Source organism: Streptomyces sp. MUSC 14, from assembly GCF_001866675.1.
Lineage (GTDB): Bacteria > Actinomycetota > Actinomycetes > Streptomycetales > Streptomycetaceae > Streptomyces.
Map to the genome: position 1 here is coordinate 210,146 of NZ_MLYN01000019.1, position 20,421 is coordinate 230,566.

A 20,421-nucleotide genomic window follows, 5' to 3' on the forward strand; every position below is an offset into this window, starting at 1 on the left:
TCGCTACCCTGCCTCCATGATTCGCGCAGTCGTCTTCGACGTAGGTGAGTGCCTGGTAGACGAGTCTCGGGAGTACGGGACTTGGGCCGACTGGCTGGGGGTGCCGCGGCACACCTTCCACTCGATGTTCGGGGCCGTGATCGCTCAGGGGCGGGACTACCGGGAGGTCTTCCAGGAGTTCAGGCCCGGGTTCGACCTCTACGCTGAGCGGGAGAAGAGGGCCTCGGCCGGGCAGCCAGAGATGTTCGGAGACGAGGACCTCTATGCCGATGTCCGTCCGGCCCTCGCCCAGCTCCGTGCTGATGGGCTGTGGCTCGGTATCGCCGGGAACCAGACCGTGCGGGCCGGACGGATCCTGCGCGAGCTGTTCTCGCACGACGTCGACTTGATCGGCACCTCTGATGACTGGGGTGCGAGCAAGCCTGACCTCGAGTTCTTCAAGCGGGTGGCTGCGGCGGTCCCGTTCGACGTCGGCGAGACCCTTTATGTCGGGGATCGTTGCGACAACGACATTCGCCCTGCGCGTGAGGCGGGTATGCACACGACGCTCGTGCGTCGAGGTCCCTGGGCCACCATTCAGTGGACCTCTGCTGAGGCCCGCGAGCTACCCACCTTCCGGGTGGAGAGTCTGCTGGAACTTCCGGTCGTGATCAGCCAGTTCAACGACTCAGCGCGTTGAGTGTCGTTGACCAGTCGTACAGCCTGTCATCGAGGTCACGTACACATCGTTCCTGATGGTAGGACGCGAGCGCGCGGCGAACCTCACGCACTCGGTCCATACCGGTGGCGTACCAAGTGACCGCCAGTTGATCCAACGCCTTGCCCGCGTACTCGCACGACCGCTGTGGATCGCCTGACGCTGCTTCCACAACTGCCAGATCCCCGTAGACCACCGAGCGTTGCTTGTTTTCGGCGGGTGTCATCGCGGCCAAGGCCTGGAGCAGACTCTCGCGAGCCTGCGGGAGATGGCCCGCGATCATCTGCGTGTTCCCCTTGAAGGCGGCCAAACGAGCCGGTGAGAACCAGTCCATCCACTCCGGCGATGAGTGTTCGTTGCCAGCCGCCAGTACGTCCTCGGCATGCCCGATCAAGTGCAACGCGGTTCGCGTGCTCCCGCACCTGGTTTCGCATTCGGCCTCTACCGCGTCGAGCCAGGCAAGGAACTCGGCTGACGCCGATGTGCGCCGGGCGTAGGTTCGGGCTGCTGTCATGCGCTCCAAGGCTCCGTCACGATCCCCCACCCAGCCGGGCACGAACGCCATGTGCGCAAGGATCGCCGAGCCGAGCAGCGAGTCATCGGCCTCACCTGCGGCTTGCAGCGCCAAGAGGTAGGTGTCGTTGGCGGCGCTGGGTTCGCGGAGGTCGAAGAACTCAATCCTCCCCGCAAGGAGGTACGTCTCTGCCAGCGCGGCCGCGACCGTTCGACGCGTCGAGTCGGTGGCGTCCGGCAACAGGGCACAGCCCAATCTCGCGTGCGCGACGACAGCAGGATGTAGTTGAGGCGGGGCCACGGACCAGTAGAGCCTCCGATGGGACCGAGTGACGGCCTGGAAGTCGGCGCCGGCCGTTGGAGGCTGCGGCGCAACGGCCCGACGTCGCAGAAGTCCAGCGCTCTGGGCGACCGGGCCCTCCGCCAGCAGCACCCGCCACGTGAGATCCGTATGCTGCGTGTCATCGGAACCCCACGGAGGCGCGAACCCCAACGCCTCCATGCTTTGGCCCAGAAGGTGTACTAGTACCCGCTGGCAGTCCGGCTGAGGCCAGGGTGGGCTGTCCGACTCCCAGCGGCGGACTTGGCGTACCCCGATGGACATCCCTCGTAGGCCCATGTCCTGTGCGTGCCGGGTGAGAGCCGCCGCCAAGTCTTGCTGGGAATTGAATCCGGCGGCTAGGCGAGCGGCCTTAAGTCGAACGTTGCCGGTGGGCCTGGACATGTGGAGACCTCCTGCTGCGACTGCTTCAACAGTCCCACATCGAGCCCTCTTTTGGGACTGCTTCCCCCTATGAGGGTCTATCTAGGCCCTGTCTACGTCCCTTCAGTGACCTTTCTAAGTCCTCGAATACGCACCCATGTTGCTGAACGCTTGGGCTCGTACCCGGCGGAACTCAGAACTGGAGGCGGCCCATTGGATACCCAGGAGGCCTTGGACAGGGCGATCAGCGAATGGCTCGCCCGCACACATCCGGTACCCAAAGTCGCTCGGGCGGAGTGGGCCGCCCAGGGCGTCGCGTTACTTCCCCTCGGAGTTCGTTTCGCCGCCGTACGCATGCCCGCAACCGTGGTGCACGCCGCCGTGGGTTCGTGTGACCCTGACACAGTGGCGCCAGCGCTGGGCGAGTCGCTGGGCGGCTCGATCATCTACGACCGGCGCGCCACTGGCGAGACGTACTACGCCCTGATCCAGCCCCATGCCGGTCTGGTCTGGGCGTACGAGGACATGGCCACCTGCCTAGGTCAGGGCGTGTACCTCGGAGTACCGCGACTGGAGCGGCAACAGCCGCCCGGCACGTACTGGGTAATCCCACCCCGCTACGAGGGCGACCTCTGCGCACCGCGGTCGATCATCGCGCTCGTCCAATCGGGGCGCGCACGGCAGCACGCCGACTCCGTGCCGGGCCCGGCCAGTGATCCGGTCACCTAAGCATCTGCTCTCTCCCATTTCCATGGACTCCCGCCCACCCAGGGCGGCGGCGGTCAGCCATGGCCGCGTCAGTTGAACAGGAAGGTGCAGTAATGCTGAACGGAACTGACCTGTACGCGCTCGACCTCAGTGGCGCCTCGTTCGTGAAGGCGTGCGGAGGCAACACCCATCCGGACGGCGAGTCGTGCGTGACCCTGGCCAGGATCGGCGAGGACGCCTGGGCCCTCGGTGACAGCAAGCGGCCGGACGCGGTGCCGTTGCGGTTCACCACGGAGGAGCTGGCCGTGGCCGGTATCGATCCGATGAGGTTCGGGCTGTCTGCCTGATCCATCCCAGCTGGTCCCGGCTCCACGCGGAGTCGGGACCGGTCCCCCTTGGTCTTCGGCGTCCGACGACAGGAACGACAGGTGCATCACCACGGCTATCTCTGGGTGGGGGCGAAAGAGCGGTTCGATCAGGAAGCCCTACGGCGGCCTCCGCATCCCGAGCCACCACCGGCCGGATGCAAGCCAGAGCTGCTCCAGCGCTATCGGGAGATCGCGTCGGAGTTCCCGGTCGTGGACCTTCCTCCGCTGGAGACGGCGTACTGGCTCATCAAACCGCGATCCTTGGTTCGTGGCACGTGGGACGAGCCGAAAGAAGCGGCTACCTGGGTCAGGGCGTGTGTAGCCGAGTACGCGCCTCGGTTTGCCTCCGAGTGGGAGCGAGGCTTGATCGATCTCTCCGCGTTGGTCAACTCCATTGCTGAGAGAATTAGTTCAGGCGGCGACGTGTCATTCGGGTTCTACCTTGAGCGTCCCTCGTACCTGTCCGTCGCAGTGGTGACGTGTTCTCCGAACCATGCGCAGCCCGAACTGGCCTGTCCCGTTGGGTAAAGAGGGCTGGTGTGACCAACCCTCGGCGGCGAGCTTGCCGTAGGCCGCCCGCTTCTCTGGGAGTGCCGTGCTTCCGCGAGGAAGAAGCGAGCGGGCGGCCCGGGGAAAGCGGGTGAGAGAGAAGGGGGTTCGCCCTGAGGTTGGTCAGATGCGGGTGGGTGTCCGGCGGGGCCGTGGAGCCATGGGGCCATAGGCCATGCTCCCGCCGGACACCCTTGGTTCCTGATCAGAACAGTTGGGGTGCCAGACCCGCGGTTCCGCCTCCGATGACAGGAACGAGCAGAACCAGCCATCCACGTGCGCTGCGCATCGGCGACTCTTCCTGACGGGTCAGCAGCGCAAGTGCCATGCCCGCCATGGCGGGGAGAGCGATTCCGAGAACGGCGAGCACCAGTAGGTTGGGTACGGAGTGGCGGGCGACGGCCCAGCCGGCGCCCAGGCTGAGTGCCGCGGCCGTGATCAGTTCGCCGGTCGGCTGGATCAGTCCGAGCCGGGGCCGGTCGGCTCCGGCGACCCGAGCGCCGGTGCGCACGACCGCGAGCATCCAGATGATGCCTGCCACGACCAGCAGGGTCTCGCAGGCGAAGACGATGTTTGCCACCAGCATGTCTTCCTCCGATCGTGGTTAGGAACAGGCTGCCTTGACACCTTCGAGACCCAGCAGTTGGGCGCCGGCCCACTGAAGGTCGTTGGCGAGGGTGTGCCCCTTGCCCTTCCGGATCGCCTTGATCGCGCTCACGACGCGCTTGACCCCGACGCGCTTCGCTATCTTCACGATCTTCACCATCTTCGCGGCCGGAAGGAGGTTGCTGCCAACGGCCACCGCGACCGCCCCCAGGCAGCCGAAACTCGGCCATCCGAAACGGAGTTGAACCTGCCCCTGGGGCAGCTCTCCGTTCTGCTGCCGCTGCTTCAGGTAGGCGACGGTCGCCGCGTCCCCCTGTTCCAAGACGTCCTCAGGGATGGACATCATCGTGTCGAGCAGGGCTTCCCACTGGGCGTCATCGGAGGTCTCTTCGGCGGCGAGGGCTGTCGGAGCGGTGGTGCGGTGTGCGGCCTCGGCCGCATGTGCGCCGGTGCTCGTGGCGAAGATCGCGCCTGCGGTGAGGGCAGAAACGAGCACGGCTGTGCTGCGCGTGAAGCGAGTTCGGCTGGTCATCTTGATGGACATCTGTCCCCGTATTGCCTGATGTTGGAGATACGGGCGCGCAACCACCTTGCCCGGTAAGGCGAGAAGGTTCAGACACACCCGCTTGGTCAAGATCAAGCAAAGCACGTAAACATCAGGAAAAGTATGACGGAAGGCACACCTTCACCTGCGATCGCTCACTGCTTCAGCTACGCCCCGCCCTTGCAACTCGTCTCCCACAACCCCCTCAGCTCCTCCGCCACCCCCGGCGCCGCCAGCAGCAACGGCTCGTCGTACACGGGGAATTGGGGGTGCGCCACCGCGCCCGCCTCGGTCGCGATCAGGTACGCCGGCAGGCCGTCCACCGTGTGGAATTCGCCGATGGCCGCTGCCGTGGCGCGGCCTGCGGCGACCTGGGAGAGGGAGAGGGCCGTGGAGCCCATCACCCTGGTGGTGCAGTGGCGGTGGGAGAGGGCGGTCAGGAGGGGGTCCAGGCCGGGCCAGTGGGAGTGGGCGGCCCATTCCGTGAGGAAGAGGTGGCCCGTGAGGGTGGTGTGGGGAGCCGCGTGGATCGGGGTGCCGTTCAGGTGGGCGCCGCGGCCGCGGATCGCGGTGAAGGTTTCGCGACGCCAGGGGTCGGCGACCAGGGCGAGGAGCGGGGTGCCGTCGGGGGACACCAGGCCCAGGGAGAAGGAGCACCAGCCGATGCCGTGGGCGTAGTTCGTAGTGCCGTCCACCGGGTCCACGACCCAGTGGGGAGCGGTGGGCGTGGTCGGCTCGTCGGCGCCGTACTCCTCGCCCTCGATGCCGTGTGTCGGGAAGGCCGCCCGGAGGACGGAGCGGACGTGGGTCTCGATCGTCTCGTCCGTCTGCGTGACGATGTCCGCCGGGCCTGCCTTCTCCCGTACGTCCTCGCCGTGGCGCGGGCGGCGGATCGTCTCCGACGCCCAGGCCGCCAGGTCGGTCGCGATCGACAGCGCGCGGTCCAGGTCCACATCCACGTCGTGTTCCTCCACGGACGCAGGATCGCAGGGGCTGGTGCTCGGTGTCCCGGCGGGGCTCGTTAGCCTCGGCTTCCTACAGAAGATGACACGAAGGACAACACAGGAGGCAGTCGTGGCCAAGGTTCCCAGTGCGGTCGTCGCCGCCAGCGGGCTCGTCGGTGGGTACGGCGTGGCCCGTTGGACCAAGAAGCGGCCGCTGGGCGGGGCCGTGCTGGCCGTGGCCGGGGTCGCTGCCGCGCAGCAGTGGCGCAAGCAGGCCGGCGGGAAGGCGGCGGGGGCGTTGAGCGCCGCGTACGTCGCCGCCTTCGCGGGTTCGCATCCGCTCGCCAAGAAGGTCGGCGCCTGGCCGTCCGTCGTCGGAGTCGCCGGCGCCGTCGCCCTCGCCTCCTGGGCCGTCGCCGACCGTAAGGCCTGAGGCGGCAGACACCTCGGCTACGGCGTACCCGTCCTGAACGACTTCCGGTACGCCAGCGGGCTCGTGCCCACCACCCGGCGGAAGCGTTCCCGGAACGCCGTCGGGGAGCCGAAACCCGTCTGTGCGGCGATGCGCTCGACCGGGTACGGCGTCGTCTCCAGCAGATGCTGGGCGCGCCGTACCCGGGCCCGGTGCAGCCACTGCAGCGGTGTCGTGCCGGTCTGTTCGCGGAAGCGGCGGTTGAGGGTGCGGGTGCTCATGCCCGCCCGTGCCGCCATCTCCTCCAGTGACAGATCGCGGTCGCAGTGGTCCTCCAGCCAGGCCAGGAGGGGCTCCAGGGCTGCGCCCGAGGGGGCCGGAGGCAGGTCGTGGACGATGAACTGGGCCTGGCCGCCCTCCCGTTCCAGCGGCATCACCGACATCCGGGACGCGTGTGCGGCGACCGCCGAGCCGAAGTCGTTGCGGATCATGTGCAGGCACATGTCCAGCGCCGCCGCCGCGCCCGCCGAGGTCAGGAACTGGCCGTTGTCCACGTAGAGGACGTTCGGGTCGACCGTCACCCTCGGGTAGAGCTCCGCCAGCCGGCCGGCCGCGACCCAGTGGGTCGTCGCGCGCAGGCCGTCCAGCAGGCCCGTCGCGGCGAACAGGAACGCGCCCACGCAGATCGAGGCGATCCGGGTGCCCCGCGCCGCCGCCGCGCACAGGGCCTCGGCCACCCCGGGCGGCGGCGCAGAGGAGGGTTCGGCCACGCCCGGCAGGATGATCGTGTCGGCCTCCGCCAGCGCCTCCAGGCCGTACGGCGCCCGCACCGTGAACGCGCCCGCGCTCACCTCCTCCCGCACCGAGCACACCCGCACCCGGTACGGCGCCCGGCCGTCCGGCAGCCGGGCCCAGCCGAAGGTGTCGACGGGGGCGGAGAGGTCGAACGGGACGACGCCGTCCAGCGCCAGTACGGCCACGGTGTGCATGGCGAGATCGTACGGGTACGACGGATTCCAGCCGGCGGAGGGTCCAGGCGCCAGATGTCGGTGGTGCGGTCTTCTCCCTGGCCGTACCGCTGGCGACAATCCGTCGGTTGGTGGCACTCTCGCCGCTTCTCCGGCGTCCCGGGCCCGTCTAGCGTCACCGCCGTGACCAAGTTCCTCCTCGCCGTGCACGTCCTCGCCGCCATCGTCGCCGTCGGACCCGTGACCGTCGCCGCCAGCATGTTCCCGCCCGTCGCCCGCCGGGCCCTCGCCGCGCCCGGGGACCCGGGTGCCGCCGGGACGACGCTGGACCTGCTGCACCGGATCTGCCGTGTCTACGCCCTCGTCGGCGTCGTCGTCCCGGTCTTCGGGTTCGCCACCGCGAGCCGGATGGGGGTGCTGGGCAGCGGCTGGCTGATCACGTCGATCGTGCTGACCGCGCTCGCCGCCGTCGTCCTCGGTGCCCTCGTCCTGCCGGGGCAGAGTGCGGTCGTGGAGGGCCGGGGCACGGACACCGTGCGGCTCGCCATGCTCACCGGCGTCTTCAATCTGCTGTGGGCCGCCGTGACCGTCCTGATGATCGTGCGGCCCGGTTCCACCACCGGGGCGTGAGCACCAGGGCATGAGGCAGCCCCCTCACGCCCCCAGAGTCCGCGTCACCACGTAGATCAGCAGTCCCGCCAGGGAGCCCACCACCGTGCCGTTGATCCGGATGAACTGCAGGTCGCGGCCGATGTGCGCCTCGATCTTGCGGGTGGTGTGCTCGGGGTCCCAGGCGGCCACGGTGTCGGTGATCAGCGAGGTGATCTCCTTGCGGTACGTCGTCACGACGTGCACCGCCGCGCCCTGCACCCAGCTGTCGACCTTCTCCTGCACCTTCGGCTCGGTCGCCATCCGGGTGCCCAGCGACAGCAGCGCCGCCCGCACCCGCAGCCGCAGCTCGCTGCGCTCGTCCTCGGCCGCCGCCACGATCATGGACCGTACGGCCGTCCAGGCGGACGCGATCAGATCCTGCACCTCGCCCCGGCCCAGCACCTCTCCCTTGAGCCGCTCCACCCGCGCCCGCGTCTCCGTGTCGGCCTGGAGGTCGGAGGCGAAGTCGGTGAGGAAGCGGTCCACGGCGCCGCGCGCCGGGTGCGCGGGCATGTCCCGCATCTCGGTGACGAAGCGGAGCAGCTCCTTGTAGACACGCTCGCCGACCTTGCGGTCCACGAATCTCGGGGTCCAGCCCGGCGCGCCGCCCTCCACGGCGACCATCACGTCGTCCCGGTGCAGCACCAGCCAGTCGTGCGCCCGGGCCACCACCAGGTCCACCACGCGCCGGTGCCCGCCGTCGGCGACGATCTTCTCCAGCATCTTGCCGATGCCGGGCGCGATCTCCTGGGCGCCCGCCCGGCGGGTGATCGCCTCGCCGACGACCGCCTGCACGTCCGAGTCCCGCAGCACGGTCAGGGCGCCGCGCAGCGCCGTCGCCAGCTCGGCCGTCACCCGGTCCGCGTGCTCGGGCTCCGCCAGCCAGGTGCCGAGCCGGGTACCGATGCCGACGGCGCGCAGCCGCTGCCGTACGACGTCCTCGGAGAGGAAGTTCTCACCGACGAACTCACCGAGTGAGACGCCCAGTTGGTCCTTCTTGGTGGGAATGATCGCGGTGTGCGGGATGGGCAGGCCGAGGGGGTGGCGGAAGAGCGCGGTGACCGCGAACCAGTCCGCCAGCGCGCCCACCATGCCCGCCTCGGCCGCCGCGGCGACGTAGCCCGCCCAGGAACCGGCGCCCTCGTGCGTGGCCAGCTTGGCGAGGACGTAGACCAGCGCCACGAACAGCAGCAGGCCGGTCGCCGTGAGCTTCATCCGGCGCACCCCGCGCCGACGCTCCTCGTCGGCCGGGGTGAAGGCCGTCATGGTCTTGTACGACACACCCCGCGCCGTTTCCGTCTCGGACGCTTCCGTCGCTTCCGTCGCTTCCATCGGCTCCACCCGTTCCGGTCCACCCGTGCGGCGATCCCGCACACAATTGTCCCTTCCTGACCGACTCCCGGAACGGAACAGGAGTTCCCGGCGTCTGTTCACCGGGGAGCTTTGGGCAGGGCCCTGACAGCTCCCCCAGGCCCGTGCCGCATCATGGGCCGATCATCAGGGAACCATCGGAGCATCGGGCTCCCGATCCCCCGAGGGGAACAGAAAAGCGTGACCAAGCGTCGTGGTTATGTCGTGCTGACCGCGCTCATCGCGCTGGTCGTGGCCATATCCGCCGTCATCTACCTCACCGTGGCCGCCGACGACGGCACCGCGCGCGGCACCCTCGCCGACGACCGCCCGCACCACGACTCCGCCGCCGCCCCCGCCTCGACCGGCACCTGGGTGGGCTCCTGGGCCACCGCACCGGTCGGCGGCGAACCCGGCACCGAGACCGAGGGACTGGCGGGCCGCTCGGTGCGCAACGTGGTGCACGCCGGCACCGGCGGCACCAGCGCCCGGATCACGCTGTCCAACCTGTACGGCCAGTCACCGCTGACCCTCACCCACGCCTCCGTCGCGCTCTCCGCCGGGAACGGCACCGCGGCCGCCGACCCCGCGTCGATGCGCCGCCTGACCTTCAACGGCGCCACCGCCGTGGTCGTACCCCCCGGCGGCCAGATCGTCAGCGACGCCGTCCGGCTCGCCGTCCCGCACGACAGCGACGTCCTCGTCACCACCTACTCCCCCACCCCCTCGGGCCCCGTCACCTACCACCCGTACGCCCGGCAGACCTCCTACGTCGCCACCGGCGACCGCACCGAGGACGCGACGGGCACGCCGTACACCGCGCAGACGCCGTACTGGCGCTACGTGACGGCACTGGACGTGCTCAGCAACGAGGCCGACGGCACCGTCGTCGCCTTCGGCGACTCCATCACCGACGGCATCACCTCCACCACCGACGCCGACCACCGCTGGCCCGACCTCCTCTCGGACCGGCTGCGCACGGCGCTGGAGAGCGGAAGCCGGCTGCCGCGCTACAGCGTCGTGAACGAGGGCATCAGCGCCAACCAGGTCCTCGCGAGCGGCCTCGGCCGGCCCGCCGAGAACCAGAGCGGCCTCGACCGCTTCGGCCGCGACGCGCTCTCCCGCCCGAACACCAAGGTCGTCGTCATCGACCTCGGCGTCAACGACATCCTGCGCAACCCCGGCCTCGCCGACCCGGACCGCATCGTCGCCGGCCTGCGCACGCTCGTCGCACAGGCCCACGCCCACGGCCTGAAGGTCGTGGGCGCCACCCTGATGCCCTTCCAGGGGCACCGCGGCTGCACCCGGGCGCGCGAGGCGGTCCGGCAGCAGATCAACGCACGGATCCGCACCGGCACGGTGTACGACGCGGTCGTCGACTTCGACAAGGCCCTGCGCGACCCGTACGACCCGCGCCGGCTGCGCCCCGACTACGACTCCGGCGACCATCTCCACCCCGGCGACCGCGGCTTCGCCCGCATGGCCGAGGTGTTCGACCTGCGCAGCCTGGAGGGCGGCGGACAGACGGAGCTGTAGGCGAGGAATACTGGCGCGCATGACCCGCCTGATCCTCGCCACCCGCAACGCCGGAAAGATCACCGAGCTGAGGGCCATCCTCGCCGACGCCGGACTGCCCCACGAACTCGTCGGTGCGGACGCCTACCCCGAGGTGCCCGACGTCAAGGAGACCGGCGTCACCTTCGCCGAGAACGCCCTCCTCAAGGCCCACGCCCTGGCCCGGGCCACCGGCCTGCCGGCCGTCGCCGACGACTCGGGCCTGTGCGTCGACGTCCTGAACGGCGCCCCCGGCATCTTCTCCGCCCGCTGGGCGGGCAAGCACGGCGACGACCTGGCCAACCTGGAGCTGCTGCTGGCCCAGCTCGCCGACATCGACGAGGCACACCGCGGCGCCCACTTCGCCTGCGCCGCCGCCCTGGCCCTGCCGGACGGGACGGAGCGCGTGGTCGAGGGCCAGCTGCGGGGTGTGCTCCGGCACGCGCCCGCCGGCACGAACGGCTTCGGCTACGACCCGATCCTCCAGCCCGACGGCGAGACGCGTACGTGCGCCGAACTGAGCGCCGAGGAGAAGAACGCGATCAGCCACCGGGGGAAGGCGTTCCGGGCGTTGGTGCCGGTGGTGCGGGAGCTGCTGGGCTGAGACCGGAAGAGGGGCCGCCCGGACGGACGGCCCCTCACCTGTGCGGCCGGTGGGACTCGAACCCACACGGGTGTGAACCCACTGGGACCTAAACCCAGCATGACTGCCAAATTCCATCACGGCCGCTCAAAAACGGTCACCGTGCTCGACCGACAGCGTTCAGTGTACGGGTAGAGCAGGTTACGCGGCGAGGGATGCCCTCGCCTTCTGGCGGCACCACGTCTCCGTCAGCGCATGACAGTTGGGGCACAGATACCGGAGGTTTTCTCGACGGTTGTCGCGCCACTCCCCGTTGACGTGGTCGATCTGCAAGGTGATTGGCCGCCCCAGCCACTCGCCCGAGTTGCCGCAGGTCTCGCAGGCGTATGGCACCCCGATCTCGGCCAGGGCACGGTGAAGCTGAGATCTGTTGGTGCGTCCCGCGTCAGGGGACAGGACGACCAGCACCCGGTCAGAGATGGACTCGGGGGTGAGGCGCTCCGGGCGCGCCCACGACCGGCGCTTGAAGTGGCTGGTGTCCAGGCCGAGTCGAGTTGCCGCGCGTCGGACGCGCCGGTGATTGGTGTCGTTTACGTCGAGGCCAAGGCCACGCATCACGTCGGCGTAGCTCGTGGAGCTCTGTACGAGGTCGCCAAGCTTCTTCTCGGGAATCGATACGCGCTGGTGGGAAAAGTGTCCAGTGTCGATGCACTCGGCACGCAACATGCGGCTCAGAGTCGCTCGCGAGCGGCTGTCGTCCGGTACACCCAGGGCGCGAGCCACCCCCCGGATGCTGGTCGCCGTCGCTACAGCTGCTCTGAGTTCATCAGCAGTGAAGGGCAGATCCAGGTCGGGCCGGTCGATGCCAGGAAAGTGACTGATGTCGATGCCTGCCGCCTGAATACGGCGGCGAATGTGCGACAGGGTGCCGGTGGCTGGGGTGGCTCCCAGCTTCAGGGCCACTTCACGCAGTGAAGACGATGACGCTGCGGCTTCGGCGATGGCGGAGTCCGGGTACTTGCGCCATGGGCTGCGCTTCACGAAGTGGCTCGTGTCGAGTCCGTGCTCCTTCACTTTCTCCTGAAGCACACGCCGTTGTCCCCCGCTTGTCCTGAGGCCGAGCCTCCGCATCAGATCAGTCCAGTTGCGGGCGTCGGCGACCACTCGTGCAAGCTGATCCTTGGTGTATGCGCTGGTCCCCATCGGGCCCCCTCCATTCCGGCCGCACGTTCATTGCTCGTACAGAGCAACGAACCGCTTATCGGACAGTCACGCCCGAAAGCCGGGAAAGAGAAAGCGGCCCGCACCAGGTCACCCCGGTGCGGGCCGCCAGCAACAGACTCAGGTCCTCAGATACCCAGATCCTTGATGATCTTGGCCACGTGGCCGGTGGCGCGGACGTTGTAGAGGGCGCGTTCGACCTTGCCGTGCTCGTCGACGACGACCGTGGAGCGGATGACACCCATGTAGGTCTTGCCGTAGTTCTTCTTCTCGCCGAAGGCGCCGTAGGCGTCGAGGGCCTTCTTGTCCGGGTCGGCGAGGAGGGTGACCTTCAGGGACTCCTTCTCGCGGAACTTCGCGAGCTTTTCCGGCTGGTCGGGGCTGATGCCGACGACGTCGTAGCCGGCGGAGGCGAGAACCTCCAGGTTGTCCGTGAAGTCGCAGGCCTGCTTGGTGCAGCCGGGGGTCAGGGCGGCGGGGTAGAAGTAGACGATGACCTTGCGGCCCTCGTAGGAGGACAGGGAGACCTCGTTGCCGTCGGCGTCCGGGAGGGTGAAGGCGGGGGCCACGTCCCCCGGCTGGAGTCGCTCGCTCATCGGGCCAGGGTAACCGGGGGGCCTTGCGGTGCAGTGCGCAGAGAAGCTGACAGACTGTCCGGGACAGCATCAGAAGACTTCGGAGGCCGTACGGTGGCGGACACGTCGGACACCAGAACCCCGGCGCAGATCGAGGCGGACATCAAGCGCCGCCGCGAAGTGCTGGCCGAGACGCTCGACGAGATCGGCGTGCGGGTCCATCCGCAGACGATCATCGGGGACGCGAAGGCGAAGGCCGCCGCCCATCTCGATCACACCGTCGGGCGGGCGTACGTTCAGGTCAACCGGGTGGTCAGCGACGTGCGGGCGCAGTTCGTGGACGACGAGGGCGCGCCCCGGCTGGAGCGGATCGTGCCCGTCGCGCTGTTCGCCGTCGGTGTCGTCGGGCTGTTCGCCGTCGGCCGCAAGCGGCGCAAGGGCTGACCCGGAGGCGGACGGGCGGGGCGAAGGCAGGTAGGTTCGAGGTGTGAGCGCCAACAGAAACGAGAACACCCCTCAGCACGACAAGCTGCCCATCCGGATGCTGCACGACCGGGTTCTGGTCAAGCAGGACGCCGGTGAGGGTGAGCGGCGGTCGGGCGGCGGCATTCTGATTCCCGCCACGGCGGCGGTGGGCCGGCGGCTGGCCTGGGCCGAGGTCGTCGCGGTCGGGCAGAACGTGCGGACCGTGGAGCCGGGCGACCGGGTCCTGTACGACCCGGAGGACCGGGCCGAGGTCGAGGTGCGGGGTGTGGCGTACGTGCTCATGCGCGAGCGTGATCTGCACGCCGTGGCCGCGGACCGGTTCGAGGGGTCCGAGGACTCGACCGGCCTGTACCTGTAGTCCGACGAGCTCAGAGGGGCTGGTGACCATCGTCACCAGCCCCTTTTGCGTTGGCTTTGCTATGTTCGACAAGGGAGCCCGACGAGACGCGCCGTACCGGGATCCCCGACTCCAGGAAGACCAGGAAAAGACGACGCACCCCGTTCAGAGATTCTCCGGAGGTGCCGTCATGGCCTGGGTTCTGCTCGTTGTCGCCGGTCTGCTCGAAGTCGGCTGGTCGATCGGGATGAAGTACACCGAGGGATTCACGCGGCTGGTCCCGAGTGTGCTCACGGGTGCCGGGATCGTCGCGAGCATGGTGCTGCTGTCGTACGCCGCCAAGTCCCTGCCCATCGGTACCGCCTACGGCGTGTGGGTGGGCATCGGGGCGGCCGGGGCGGCGGTGCTCGGCATGGTGGTGCTGGGTGAGCCGGTCACCGCCGCCCGGATCTTCTTCGTCTGTCTCCTGCTGGTCGCCGTCGTCGGGCTGAAGGCGACCAGCGGTCACTGAGACATCGGACGGTTGTCGTCAGGTGCCGGGGCCGCCGCCCGCGCCCGTGTCCGTTCCCGTCGTACCGCCGCCCGGTGTGCCGCCGCCTCCGAGGGTGCCGCCGCTGGGGCTGGCGGTCGTGCCGCCGGTCGTGTCGGTGCCGGTGGTCCCGCCGCCGGTCGTCGTGTTCCCGCCGGTGGTGGTGCCCGTCGTGCCGGTGCCGCCGTCGGTCGTGGTGGCGCCGCCGGTGGTGGTGCCACCACCGGTCGTGGTCGTACCGCCGGTGGTCGGGGTGCCCGTGGTGCCGCCGGTGGTCGGGCTCGCGGTCGTGCCGCCGGTGGTCGGGGTGCCGGTGGTGGTGCCGCCGGTGTTCTGGTCACCGGTCGTGCCCGGCGTGGCCGGGGTGCCGGTGCTGGGCGCCTGCGGCTGGTCGGCGCCCGACGCCAGCTGGAGGTCGAAGTCGGAGGCCGGGGTGCCCTGGAGCGCGGCCTGCGTGTACTGCGTCCAGATCTGGGTCGGCGCACCGCCGCCGTTGATGCGCGGCAGGCCGAGGGCGCCGTACAGCGGCTTGTGCTGGGCGGTCACCGGGTCCTGGCCCATGACGGCGACGACCGTGGCCAGGTCGGGGGTGTAGCCCGCGAACCAGGCGGCGGTGTCGCTCTCGGCGGTGCCGGTCTTGCCGGCCGTCGGACGGCCCACGGCCTGTGCGGCCGAGGCGGTGCCGTTCTCGACCACGCTCTGGAGCATGGCCGTGGTGGTGTCGGCCGCCTCCCGGCTGACGGCCTGCTTGACCGACGGGTCGGGCAGCTTGATCTCGTCCGTGCCGCTGTCCTTGGTGAGCTTCTTCACCAGGGAGTACTGGCCGTGCTTGCCGTGGTTGGCGAGCGTCGCGTAGCCCTCCGCCATGTCCAGGACGCTGGCGGTGGCGGTGCCGAGGGCGATCGACGGGTACGGCTGGAGGTCCGGGGTGCCGGAGGGGATGCCGAGGTCGATCGCGGTCTGCTTGACCTTGGACGGGCCGACGTCGACCGCCATCTGCGCGTACACCGCGTTCACGGACAGGTCCGTGGCCTTGGTGACGGTGATCGGGCCGTACGACTTCTGGTCCTCGTTCTGCGGGGCGTAGGCGCCGCCGCTCCAGCCCTGCACGGGCCGCTCGTTGGTGCCGTCGTAGATCGTGTTCGGGGTGATCTGGCGGCCGTCCTGCGTGGTCGAGCCGTTCTGCACCGCGGAGGTGAACACGAACGGCTTGAACGTCGAGCCAACCTGGAAGTCACCGCGGGTCGCGCCGTTGGTGTACTGCTTCACGTAGTCGATGCCGCCGTACATGGCGACGACCTCGCCCGTCTTGGGGTCGACGGAGGCGCCGCCGGCCCGGACGTAGTTGTCGACCTTGTTGTTCTTCTTGTCCAGCTTGGCGACCAGCTGGTCGTTCACCGCCTTGACGAAGGCGTCCTGCCGGTTCTTCTGGATGGTGGTGGTGATGCGGTAGCCGCCGGTGGCGAGCTGGTCGTCGGTGAGGATGTTGTTGGTGGTCAGGTAGTGCTTGACCGCCTCGACGAGGTAGCCGCGCTGGCCGGACATGCCCGTGGAGACCGTCTGCTCCTTCGGCATCGGGAACTTCATCCCGGCGCGCTGGGACGCGCTGAGCCAGCCCTTCTTGACCATGCCGTCCAGGACGTAGTTCCAGCGGGCGACGGCCGCGGCCTTGTTCTCGGGGTGGGCCACGACGTCGTACTCGCTGGGCGCGTTGACGAGCGCGGCGAGGTAGGCGGCGCGGGCCGGGTCGAGGTTCTGGGCGTCGACGCCGTAGTAGGCCTGGGCGGCGGACTGGATGCCGTAGGCGTTGCGGCCGAAGTAGCTGGTGTTGAGGTAGCCCTCCAGGATCTCGTTCTTGGACTTCTGCCGGTCCAGCTTGATCGCGATGAAGAACTCCTTGGCCTTACGGGTGACCGTCTGTTCCTGGGCCAGGTAGTAGTTCTTCACGTACTGCTGGGTGATCGTCGAGCCGGACTGTGTGCCCTTGCCGGTCGCGGTGTTCCAGGCGGCGCGCAGCATCGCCTTGGGGTCGACGGCCGACTCGGAGTAGAAGTCGCGGTCCTCGGCGGCCAGTACGGCGTGCTGGGCGTCCTTGGAGACCTGGGCGAGGTTGACGTTCTCGCGGTTGATCTGTCCGTCGCGGGCGAGCTGGGAGCCGTCGGCGTAGAGGTAGACGTTGCTCTGCTTGGTCGCGAGGGCGTTGGCGGGCGGGATGTTGACCATCGAGTAGCCGAGGAAGAAGAGGCCGATGATCAGCAGTACGCCGAAGAGGAAGGTGCCGAGCACCATGCGCCAGGTGGGGATGATCCGCCGCCACCCGGTCCGCTTGGGCCGCTTCTTCTTGCCCTTGCCGCCCGTGCCGTCCTTGCCTCCGCCGTCACCGGGACCGCCGGGTCCTTCGGGTCCGCCGGTGGAGCCTGCGGCTGCGGCGAGGAGGGCGGTGGCGTCCTCGGAGGAGCTGGGGGCGGTGGGGGCGGTACGCGGGCCGTTGCCGGAGCGGGGGCGTCGGGTGCCCGCGCCTGCCGCGGAGCCGACGGCGCCCGCGGCACCCGCTGCCGCCGCGCCCGCCTGGCCGGCGGCGTTCGCGGTGCCCGCGCCGGCGGCCGCGGCCGTGCCGGCGGCGCCGAGCGCTCCGGCGGTGCGGGCGGCGCGGGACGCGGTGTCCGGGGTGTTCGCACGCGGGGTGCGGCCGGTGCCGTCCGACGCGGTGCCCGGCTTCCCGCCGGGGGCACCGGGCTCGCCCGAGCGGGGTGCGCCGACCCGGCGCAGGACCTGGGTGGTCTCGGGCGTCCGCGGCTCGCCGGGGCCCTGACCTGCCCCGGTCGACGCGCTCGGCGACCCCTCGTGGGGCCCCCGGGGCGCACCGACGCGCCGCAGCACCTGCGTGCTCTCGGGGGACTGGGGCTTCTCGGCACCTGAGCCGCTGCCGCCGTCCGCCGCGTCGTCGGGCCCGGCGGAGGTCGTCGCGTCGGACTCCGTGCGCCCGCCGCGCGCCGCCTGGCGGGCGCGGGCCATCGAGGCGGTGCGGTCCCGGGCCGAGCGGGCCTCGGGCGCCGCCGGTTCACCCGTCCGGCCGACGCCGCCCTGTTCGGCCTGCTCGGCCTGCTCGGCCTGCTCAGAGTTTCCCTGCTCAGTGCGTTCGGTCCGTGCGGACTCCTCCGGCTCGGTCGAAGGCGTGGGCGTGACCGAAGCCGGTTCCCTCGTCTCCGTCCCCTCGTCGGCCCTCTCGTCCCGGGCCGGGGCGGAGGACTCTTCGGCCTCCCCTGTCGGCTTCTCCGGCGCCACGCCTTCCTTCGGCTGCTGCGGCTGTGGCTCGTCGCTCATGTCGTGCACGGACTCCTGTTTCGTCGTACGTCGTTTCCGTACGCCTCGTACGCCTTCTACGGCCCCCAGATTGAAGACTCTCGCACCTGGCGTTCCGTTCCCGGATTCCGGCACGGTTCGGGCACGAAAATGCGTGGCCGACCGCCGGGCCTCCGGACTAGGCTCCTGCGCTTCGGTGTCGAGCGGTCCCGGGAGGTGGACTGGCGTGGGCGCGGGACGGTTGTACGTGGCCGTCGCGGCGGGGGGATTCAGACGGTACGCGACGTATCGGGCGGCCACTGCGGCAGGGGTGTTCACGAACACGGTCTTCGGACTGATCCTCGTGTACACGTATCGCGCCCTGTGGGACGCGAAGCCGCATCTCGGGGGGTACGACGAGGCGCAGGTCGTGACATACGTCTGGCTCGGGCAGGCCTTCCTGTCGACGCTCGCGATCGGGGGCGGGGGCGTCGAGGAGGAGCTGATGGATCGTATCCGTACGGGGGACGTGGCGATCGATCTCTACCGGCCCGCCGACCTCCAGCTGTGGTGGCTCGCCGCCGATCTGGGCCGGGCCTGCTTCCAGCTGCTGGGGCGGGGCCTCGTGCCGTTCGCCTTCGGCGCGCTGTGTTTTCCGGCGTACCTGCCCTCGGACGCCGGCACCTGGCTGGCGTTCCTCGTGACGGTCCTGCTGGCGATGGTGGTCGGCTTCGGGCTGCGCTACCTGGTGGCGCTGAGCGCGTTCTGGCTGCTGGACGGCGCGGGCGTGGGGCAGATGATGTGGCTGGCGGGCTACTTCTGCAGCGGGATGCTGCTGCCGCTCAACGTCTTCCCGGGCGCGCTCGGCGAGGTCGTACGGGCGCTGCCGTGGTCGTCGCTGCTCCAGGCGCCGGCGGACGTGCTGCTGGGGCGCGCGGATCCGCTGCGGACGTATCTGTTCCAGGGGGCGTGGGCGGCGGTGCTGCTGGCGCTGGGCCGGCTGGTGCAGTCGGCGGCGACACGGCGGGTGGTGGTCCAGGGTGGGTGAGGGCGGCCGGGTGCGCGCGGGGGTGCGGGCGTACGGGATGATCGCCGGGATGTGGGTGCGGTCCACGATGGCCTACCGGGCGTCGTTCGCCATGACCACGTTCGGGAACTTCGCGGCGACGTTCTTCGACTTCGTCGCGATCATGCTGATGTTCTCGCGGGTGCGTGTGCTCGGCGGGTACACGCTGGCGGAGGTGGCGTTCCTGTACGGGCTGTCGGCCGTGTCCTTCGGGCTGGCGGATCTGGCGATCGGCTCGATGGACCGGCTGGGGCGGCGGGTGCGGGACGGCACGCTGGACACGCTGCTGGTGCGGCCGGTGCCGGTGCTGGCGCAGGTGGCCGCCGACCGGTTCGCGCTGCGCCGGCTCGGCCGGGTGGTGCAGGGCTCGCTGGTGCTGGGCTGGGCGCTGACCCGGGTGGAGATCGACTGGACGCCGGCGAAGCTGCTGCTGATGCCGGTGACGGTGGCGAGCGGCTGCGCGATCTTCTGCGCGGTGTTCGTGGCGGGGGCGGCGTTCCAGTTCGTGGCGCAGGACGCCTCCGAGGTGCAGAACGCCTTCACGTACGGCGGGACGACGCTGCTGCAGTATCCGCCGACGGTGTTCGCGAAGGAGCTGGTGCGCGGGGTGACGTTCGTGCTGCCGCTGGCCTTCGTCAACTGGCTGCCCGCGACGTACGTGCTGGGCCGGCCGTATCCGCTGGACCTGCCGCGGTGGGTGGCGTTCACGCCTCCGCTGGTCGCGGCGGGCTGCTGCGCGCTGGCGGGGCTGGCGTGGCGGGCGGGACTTCGTTCGTACCGGAGCACAGGGAGCTAGCACGTGCCGGACAGTGACTTCATCAGGCTCGAAGCGGTCGAGAAGGTCTTCGAGGTGCGCAAGCGGACCGGGTTCCTGAAGCGGGAGCGGCGCGAGGTGCGGGCGGTGGACTCGCTGTCGTTCTCCGTGGCGCGCGGCGAGATGGTCGGCTACATCGGGCCGAACGGCGCCGGGAAGTCGACGACGATCAAGATGCTGACCGGCATCCTGACGCCGAGCGGCGGCCGGCTGCGGGTGGCGGGCATCGATCCGTCCCGGGAGCGGACGCGGCTCGCGCAGCGGATCGGGGTGGTGTTCGGACAGCGTACGACGCTGTGGTGGGACCTGCCGCTGATCGACTCGTACCGGCTGGCGCACCGCATGTACCGCATCCCCGAGGCCCGTTACCGGGAGAACCTCGACCGCTGCGTGGAACTCCTGGAGCTGGGCGAGCTGTTGGACGTGCCGGTGCGGCAGCTGTCGCTGGGCCAGCGGATGCGCGGGGACATCGCGGCGGCGCTGCTGCACGATCCCGAGGTGCTGTACCTGGACGAGCCGACGATCGGCCTGGACGTCGTCTCGAAGGCCAAGGTGCGCGGTTTTCTGCGGGAGTTGAATGCCGAGCGCGGCACGACGGTGCTGCTGACCACCCATGATCTGCAGGACATCGAGCAGTTGTGCTCGCGGGTGATGGTGATCGACCACGGCCGGCTGATGTACGACGGCCCGCTCGCGGGGCTGCACGGGGCCGGGCAGAGCGAGCGGACGCTGGTGGTGGACCTGGAGCGGGAGCTGCCGCCGGTGGAGGTGCCCGGGGCACGGGTGGTGCGGGTCGAGGGGCCCCGGCAGTCGCTGGCGTTCCCGGCGGGGCAGTCGGCGGCGCCGCTCGTGGCGCATCTGGCGGCGCGGTATCCGCTGGTGGACCTGTCGGTGCGGGAGCCGGACATCGAGGCCGTCATCGCCGAGATGTACGCGGAGAGGGCCGTCTCGTAGGCTGCTG

23 protein-coding genes and 1 tRNA gene are annotated in these 20,421 nt (G+C 69.9%); 14 read left to right on the top strand and 10 right to left on the bottom strand.

Going from position 1 to position 20,421, the window contains the following annotated elements; genetic code table 11:
• Positions 1-16: 16 nt before the first annotated feature.
• A complete protein-coding gene (locus tag BIV25_RS11995; protein ID WP_071372226.1) occupies positions 17-679 on the top strand; it encodes an HAD family hydrolase in 663 nt (220 codons plus the stop codon).
• Here BIV25_RS11995 and BIV25_RS12000 read toward each other — a convergent pair.
• Positions 660-1,934, bottom strand: a complete 1,275-nt coding sequence (locus BIV25_RS12000) for a transcriptional regulator (RefSeq protein WP_071372227.1) — start codon at positions 1,932-1,934, stop codon at positions 660-662. The genes BIV25_RS11995 and BIV25_RS12000 overlap by 20 nt on opposite strands.
• A gap of 384 nt (positions 1,935-2,318) precedes the next feature.
• Here BIV25_RS12000 and BIV25_RS12005 point away from each other — a divergent pair, with 384 nt between their 5' ends.
• The 3 genes from BIV25_RS12005 (at position 2,319) to BIV25_RS52645 (ending at position 3,517) form a co-directional block, all read left to right on the top strand.
• A complete protein-coding gene (locus tag BIV25_RS12005; protein WP_256255765.1) occupies positions 2,319-2,642 on the top strand; it encodes a hypothetical protein in 324 nt (107 codons plus the stop codon).
• 92 nt (positions 2,643-2,734) lie between these two features.
• Positions 2,735-2,968: a DUF397 domain-containing protein gene (locus BIV25_RS12010; protein WP_071372228.1), complete on the top strand. Its 234-nt coding sequence runs from the start codon at positions 2,735-2,737 to the stop codon at positions 2,966-2,968.
• A gap of 81 nt (positions 2,969-3,049) precedes the next feature.
• Entirely contained in the window at positions 3,050-3,517 is a 468-nt protein-coding gene (locus tag BIV25_RS52645) for a hypothetical protein (RefSeq protein WP_079176584.1), read from the top strand.
• Positions 3,518-3,743: 226 nt separating this feature from the next.
• Here BIV25_RS52645 and BIV25_RS12015 read toward each other — a convergent pair whose 3' ends face one another.
• The 3 genes from BIV25_RS12015 to BIV25_RS12025 all read right to left on the bottom strand — a co-directional run bounded on the left by BIV25_RS12015 (position 3,744) and on the right by BIV25_RS12025 (position 5,662).
• Positions 3,744-4,124, bottom strand: coding sequence for a hypothetical protein (locus BIV25_RS12015; RefSeq protein ID WP_071372229.1), 381 nt, complete (start codon positions 4,122-4,124; stop codon positions 3,744-3,746).
• Between the two features lie 18 nt (positions 4,125-4,142).
• The gene (locus tag BIV25_RS12020) at positions 4,143-4,688 is read right to left on the bottom strand and encodes a hypothetical protein (RefSeq protein ID WP_071372230.1); all 546 of its coding nucleotides are present in this window, start codon (positions 4,686-4,688) and stop codon (positions 4,143-4,145) included.
• A gap of 167 nt (positions 4,689-4,855) precedes the next feature.
• Positions 4,856-5,662 (bottom strand): inositol monophosphatase family protein, encoded by an 807-nt coding sequence (locus tag BIV25_RS12025; RefSeq protein ID WP_079176585.1) that lies wholly within the window; start codon positions 5,660-5,662, stop codon positions 4,856-4,858.
• 100 nt (positions 5,663-5,762) lie between these two features.
• Here BIV25_RS12025 and BIV25_RS12030 point away from each other — a divergent pair, with 100 nt between their 5' ends.
• On the top strand, positions 5,763-6,065 hold the full coding sequence (locus tag BIV25_RS12030) for a hypothetical protein (RefSeq protein WP_071372231.1): 303 nt from the start codon (positions 5,763-5,765) through the stop codon (positions 6,063-6,065).
• A gap of 17 nt (positions 6,066-6,082) precedes the next feature.
• Here BIV25_RS12030 and BIV25_RS12035 read toward each other — a convergent pair whose 3' ends face one another.
• A complete protein-coding gene (locus BIV25_RS12035; protein ID WP_071372232.1) occupies positions 6,083-7,033 on the bottom strand; it encodes a GlxA family transcriptional regulator in 951 nt (316 codons plus the stop codon).
• Positions 7,034-7,195: 162 nt separating this feature from the next.
• Here BIV25_RS12035 and BIV25_RS12040 point away from each other — a divergent pair, with 162 nt between their 5' ends.
• Positions 7,196-7,642 carry a hypothetical protein gene (locus BIV25_RS12040; RefSeq protein ID WP_071372233.1) on the top strand — a complete coding sequence of 149 codons (447 nt, stop codon included), beginning with the start codon at positions 7,196-7,198 and terminating at the stop codon, positions 7,640-7,642.
• Positions 7,643-7,666: 24 nt separating this feature from the next.
• On the opposite strand, the gene BIV25_RS12045 is transcribed toward BIV25_RS12040, so the two are convergent.
• Entirely contained in the window at positions 7,667-8,929 is a 1,263-nt protein-coding gene (locus BIV25_RS12045; RefSeq protein WP_071372312.1) for a DUF445 domain-containing protein, read from the bottom strand.
• 285 nt (positions 8,930-9,214) lie between these two features.
• Between BIV25_RS12045 and BIV25_RS12050 the strand changes: the two genes are divergently transcribed.
• Both BIV25_RS12050 and rdgB read left to right on the top strand, forming a co-directional pair.
• Positions 9,215-10,549: an SGNH/GDSL hydrolase family protein gene (locus BIV25_RS12050; RefSeq protein ID WP_071372234.1), complete on the top strand. Its 1,335-nt coding sequence runs from the start codon at positions 9,215-9,217 to the stop codon at positions 10,547-10,549.
• Positions 10,550-10,568: 19 nt separating this feature from the next.
• Positions 10,569-11,171: an RdgB/HAM1 family non-canonical purine NTP pyrophosphatase gene (gene rdgB, locus BIV25_RS12055; protein WP_071372235.1), complete on the top strand. Its 603-nt coding sequence runs from the start codon at positions 10,569-10,571 to the stop codon at positions 11,169-11,171.
• A gap of 41 nt (positions 11,172-11,212) precedes the next feature.
• Here rdgB and BIV25_RS12060 read toward each other — a convergent pair.
• From BIV25_RS12060 to bcp, 3 genes are all read right to left on the bottom strand, one after another.
• Positions 11,213-11,297, bottom strand: a tRNA-Leu gene (locus BIV25_RS12060).
• Between the two features lie 54 nt (positions 11,298-11,351).
• Positions 11,352-12,353, bottom strand: coding sequence for an HNH endonuclease signature motif containing protein (locus tag BIV25_RS12065; RefSeq protein ID WP_071372236.1), 1,002 nt, complete (start codon positions 12,351-12,353; stop codon positions 11,352-11,354).
• 146 nt (positions 12,354-12,499) lie between these two features.
• Positions 12,500-12,967: a thioredoxin-dependent thiol peroxidase gene (gene bcp, locus BIV25_RS12070; RefSeq protein ID WP_071372237.1), complete on the bottom strand. Its 468-nt coding sequence runs from the start codon at positions 12,965-12,967 to the stop codon at positions 12,500-12,502.
• Positions 12,968-13,060: 93 nt separating this feature from the next.
• Here bcp and BIV25_RS12075 point away from each other — a divergent pair, with 93 nt between their 5' ends.
• The 3 genes from BIV25_RS12075 to BIV25_RS12085 all read left to right on the top strand — a co-directional run bounded on the left by BIV25_RS12075 (position 13,061) and on the right by BIV25_RS12085 (position 14,280).
• Positions 13,061-13,390, top strand: coding sequence for a DUF3618 domain-containing protein (locus BIV25_RS12075; protein WP_071372238.1), 330 nt, complete (start codon positions 13,061-13,063; stop codon positions 13,388-13,390).
• A 97-nt stretch (positions 13,391-13,487) separates the two neighbouring features.
• On the top strand, positions 13,488-13,790 hold the full coding sequence (locus tag BIV25_RS12080) for a co-chaperone GroES (protein WP_263980593.1): 303 nt from the start codon (positions 13,488-13,490) through the stop codon (positions 13,788-13,790).
• 169 nt (positions 13,791-13,959) lie between these two features.
• Entirely contained in the window at positions 13,960-14,280 is a 321-nt protein-coding gene (locus BIV25_RS12085; RefSeq protein ID WP_053665396.1) for a multidrug efflux SMR transporter, read from the top strand.
• An 18-nt stretch (positions 14,281-14,298) separates the two neighbouring features.
• Here BIV25_RS12085 and BIV25_RS12090 read toward each other — a convergent pair whose 3' ends face one another.
• Positions 14,299-17,178: a transglycosylase domain-containing protein gene (locus tag BIV25_RS12090; RefSeq protein ID WP_071372313.1), complete on the bottom strand. Its 2,880-nt coding sequence runs from the start codon at positions 17,176-17,178 to the stop codon at positions 14,299-14,301.
• 649 nt (positions 17,179-17,827) lie between these two features.
• Between BIV25_RS12090 and BIV25_RS12095 the strand changes: the two genes are divergently transcribed.
• Genes BIV25_RS12095 through BIV25_RS12105 form a run of 3 tightly spaced genes read left to right on the top strand, consistent with a single transcriptional unit; the run spans position 17,828 to position 20,414 of the window.
• Positions 17,828-18,628 carry an ABC-2 family transporter protein gene (locus BIV25_RS12095; RefSeq protein WP_071372240.1) on the top strand — a complete coding sequence of 267 codons (801 nt, stop codon included), beginning with the start codon at positions 17,828-17,830 and terminating at the stop codon, positions 18,626-18,628.
• A 37-nt stretch (positions 18,629-18,665) separates the two neighbouring features.
• Positions 18,666-19,442: an ABC transporter permease gene (locus BIV25_RS12100; RefSeq protein WP_079176593.1), complete on the top strand. Its 777-nt coding sequence runs from the start codon at positions 18,666-18,668 to the stop codon at positions 19,440-19,442.
• Positions 19,443-19,445: 3 nt separating this feature from the next.
• Positions 19,446-20,414 carry an ATP-binding cassette domain-containing protein gene (locus tag BIV25_RS12105; protein WP_071372241.1) on the top strand — a complete coding sequence of 323 codons (969 nt, stop codon included), beginning with the start codon at positions 19,446-19,448 and terminating at the stop codon, positions 20,412-20,414.
• Positions 20,415-20,421 lie beyond the last annotated feature (7 nt).

Bases quoted from the DNA above. Each gene is read 5' to 3' on its own strand.
- BIV25_RS11995 (WP_071372226.1), top strand. From the start codon at position 17: ATGATTCGCGCAGTCGTCTTCGACGTAGGTGAGTGCCTGGTAGACGAG.
- BIV25_RS12000 (WP_071372227.1), bottom strand. From the start codon at position 1,934: ATGTCCAGGCCCACCGGCAACGTTCGACTTAAGGCCGCTCGCCTAGCC.
- BIV25_RS12010 (WP_071372228.1), top strand. From the start codon at position 2,735: ATGCTGAACGGAACTGACCTGTACGCGCTCGACCTCAGTGGCGCCTCG.
- BIV25_RS12015 (WP_071372229.1), bottom strand. From the start codon at position 4,124: ATGCTGGTGGCAAACATCGTCTTCGCCTGCGAGACCCTGCTGGTCGTG.
- BIV25_RS12020 (WP_071372230.1), bottom strand. From the start codon at position 4,688: ATGTCCATCAAGATGACCAGCCGAACTCGCTTCACGCGCAGCACAGCC.
- BIV25_RS12035 (WP_071372232.1), bottom strand. From the start codon at position 7,033: ATGCACACCGTGGCCGTACTGGCGCTGGACGGCGTCGTCCCGTTCGAC.
- BIV25_RS12045 (WP_071372312.1), bottom strand. From the start codon at position 8,929: ATGACGGCCTTCACCCCGGCCGACGAGGAGCGTCGGCGCGGGGTGCGC.
- rdgB (WP_071372235.1), top strand. From the start codon at position 10,569: ATGACCCGCCTGATCCTCGCCACCCGCAACGCCGGAAAGATCACCGAG.
- BIV25_RS12065 (WP_071372236.1), bottom strand. From the start codon at position 12,353: ATGGGGACCAGCGCATACACCAAGGATCAGCTTGCACGAGTGGTCGCC.
- bcp (WP_071372237.1), bottom strand. From the start codon at position 12,967: ATGAGCGAGCGACTCCAGCCGGGGGACGTGGCCCCCGCCTTCACCCTC.
- BIV25_RS12080 (WP_263980593.1), top strand. From the start codon at position 13,488: ATGCTGCACGACCGGGTTCTGGTCAAGCAGGACGCCGGTGAGGGTGAG.
- BIV25_RS12085 (WP_053665396.1), top strand. From the start codon at position 13,960: ATGGCCTGGGTTCTGCTCGTTGTCGCCGGTCTGCTCGAAGTCGGCTGG.
- BIV25_RS12100 (WP_079176593.1), top strand. From the start codon at position 18,666: ATGATCGCCGGGATGTGGGTGCGGTCCACGATGGCCTACCGGGCGTCG.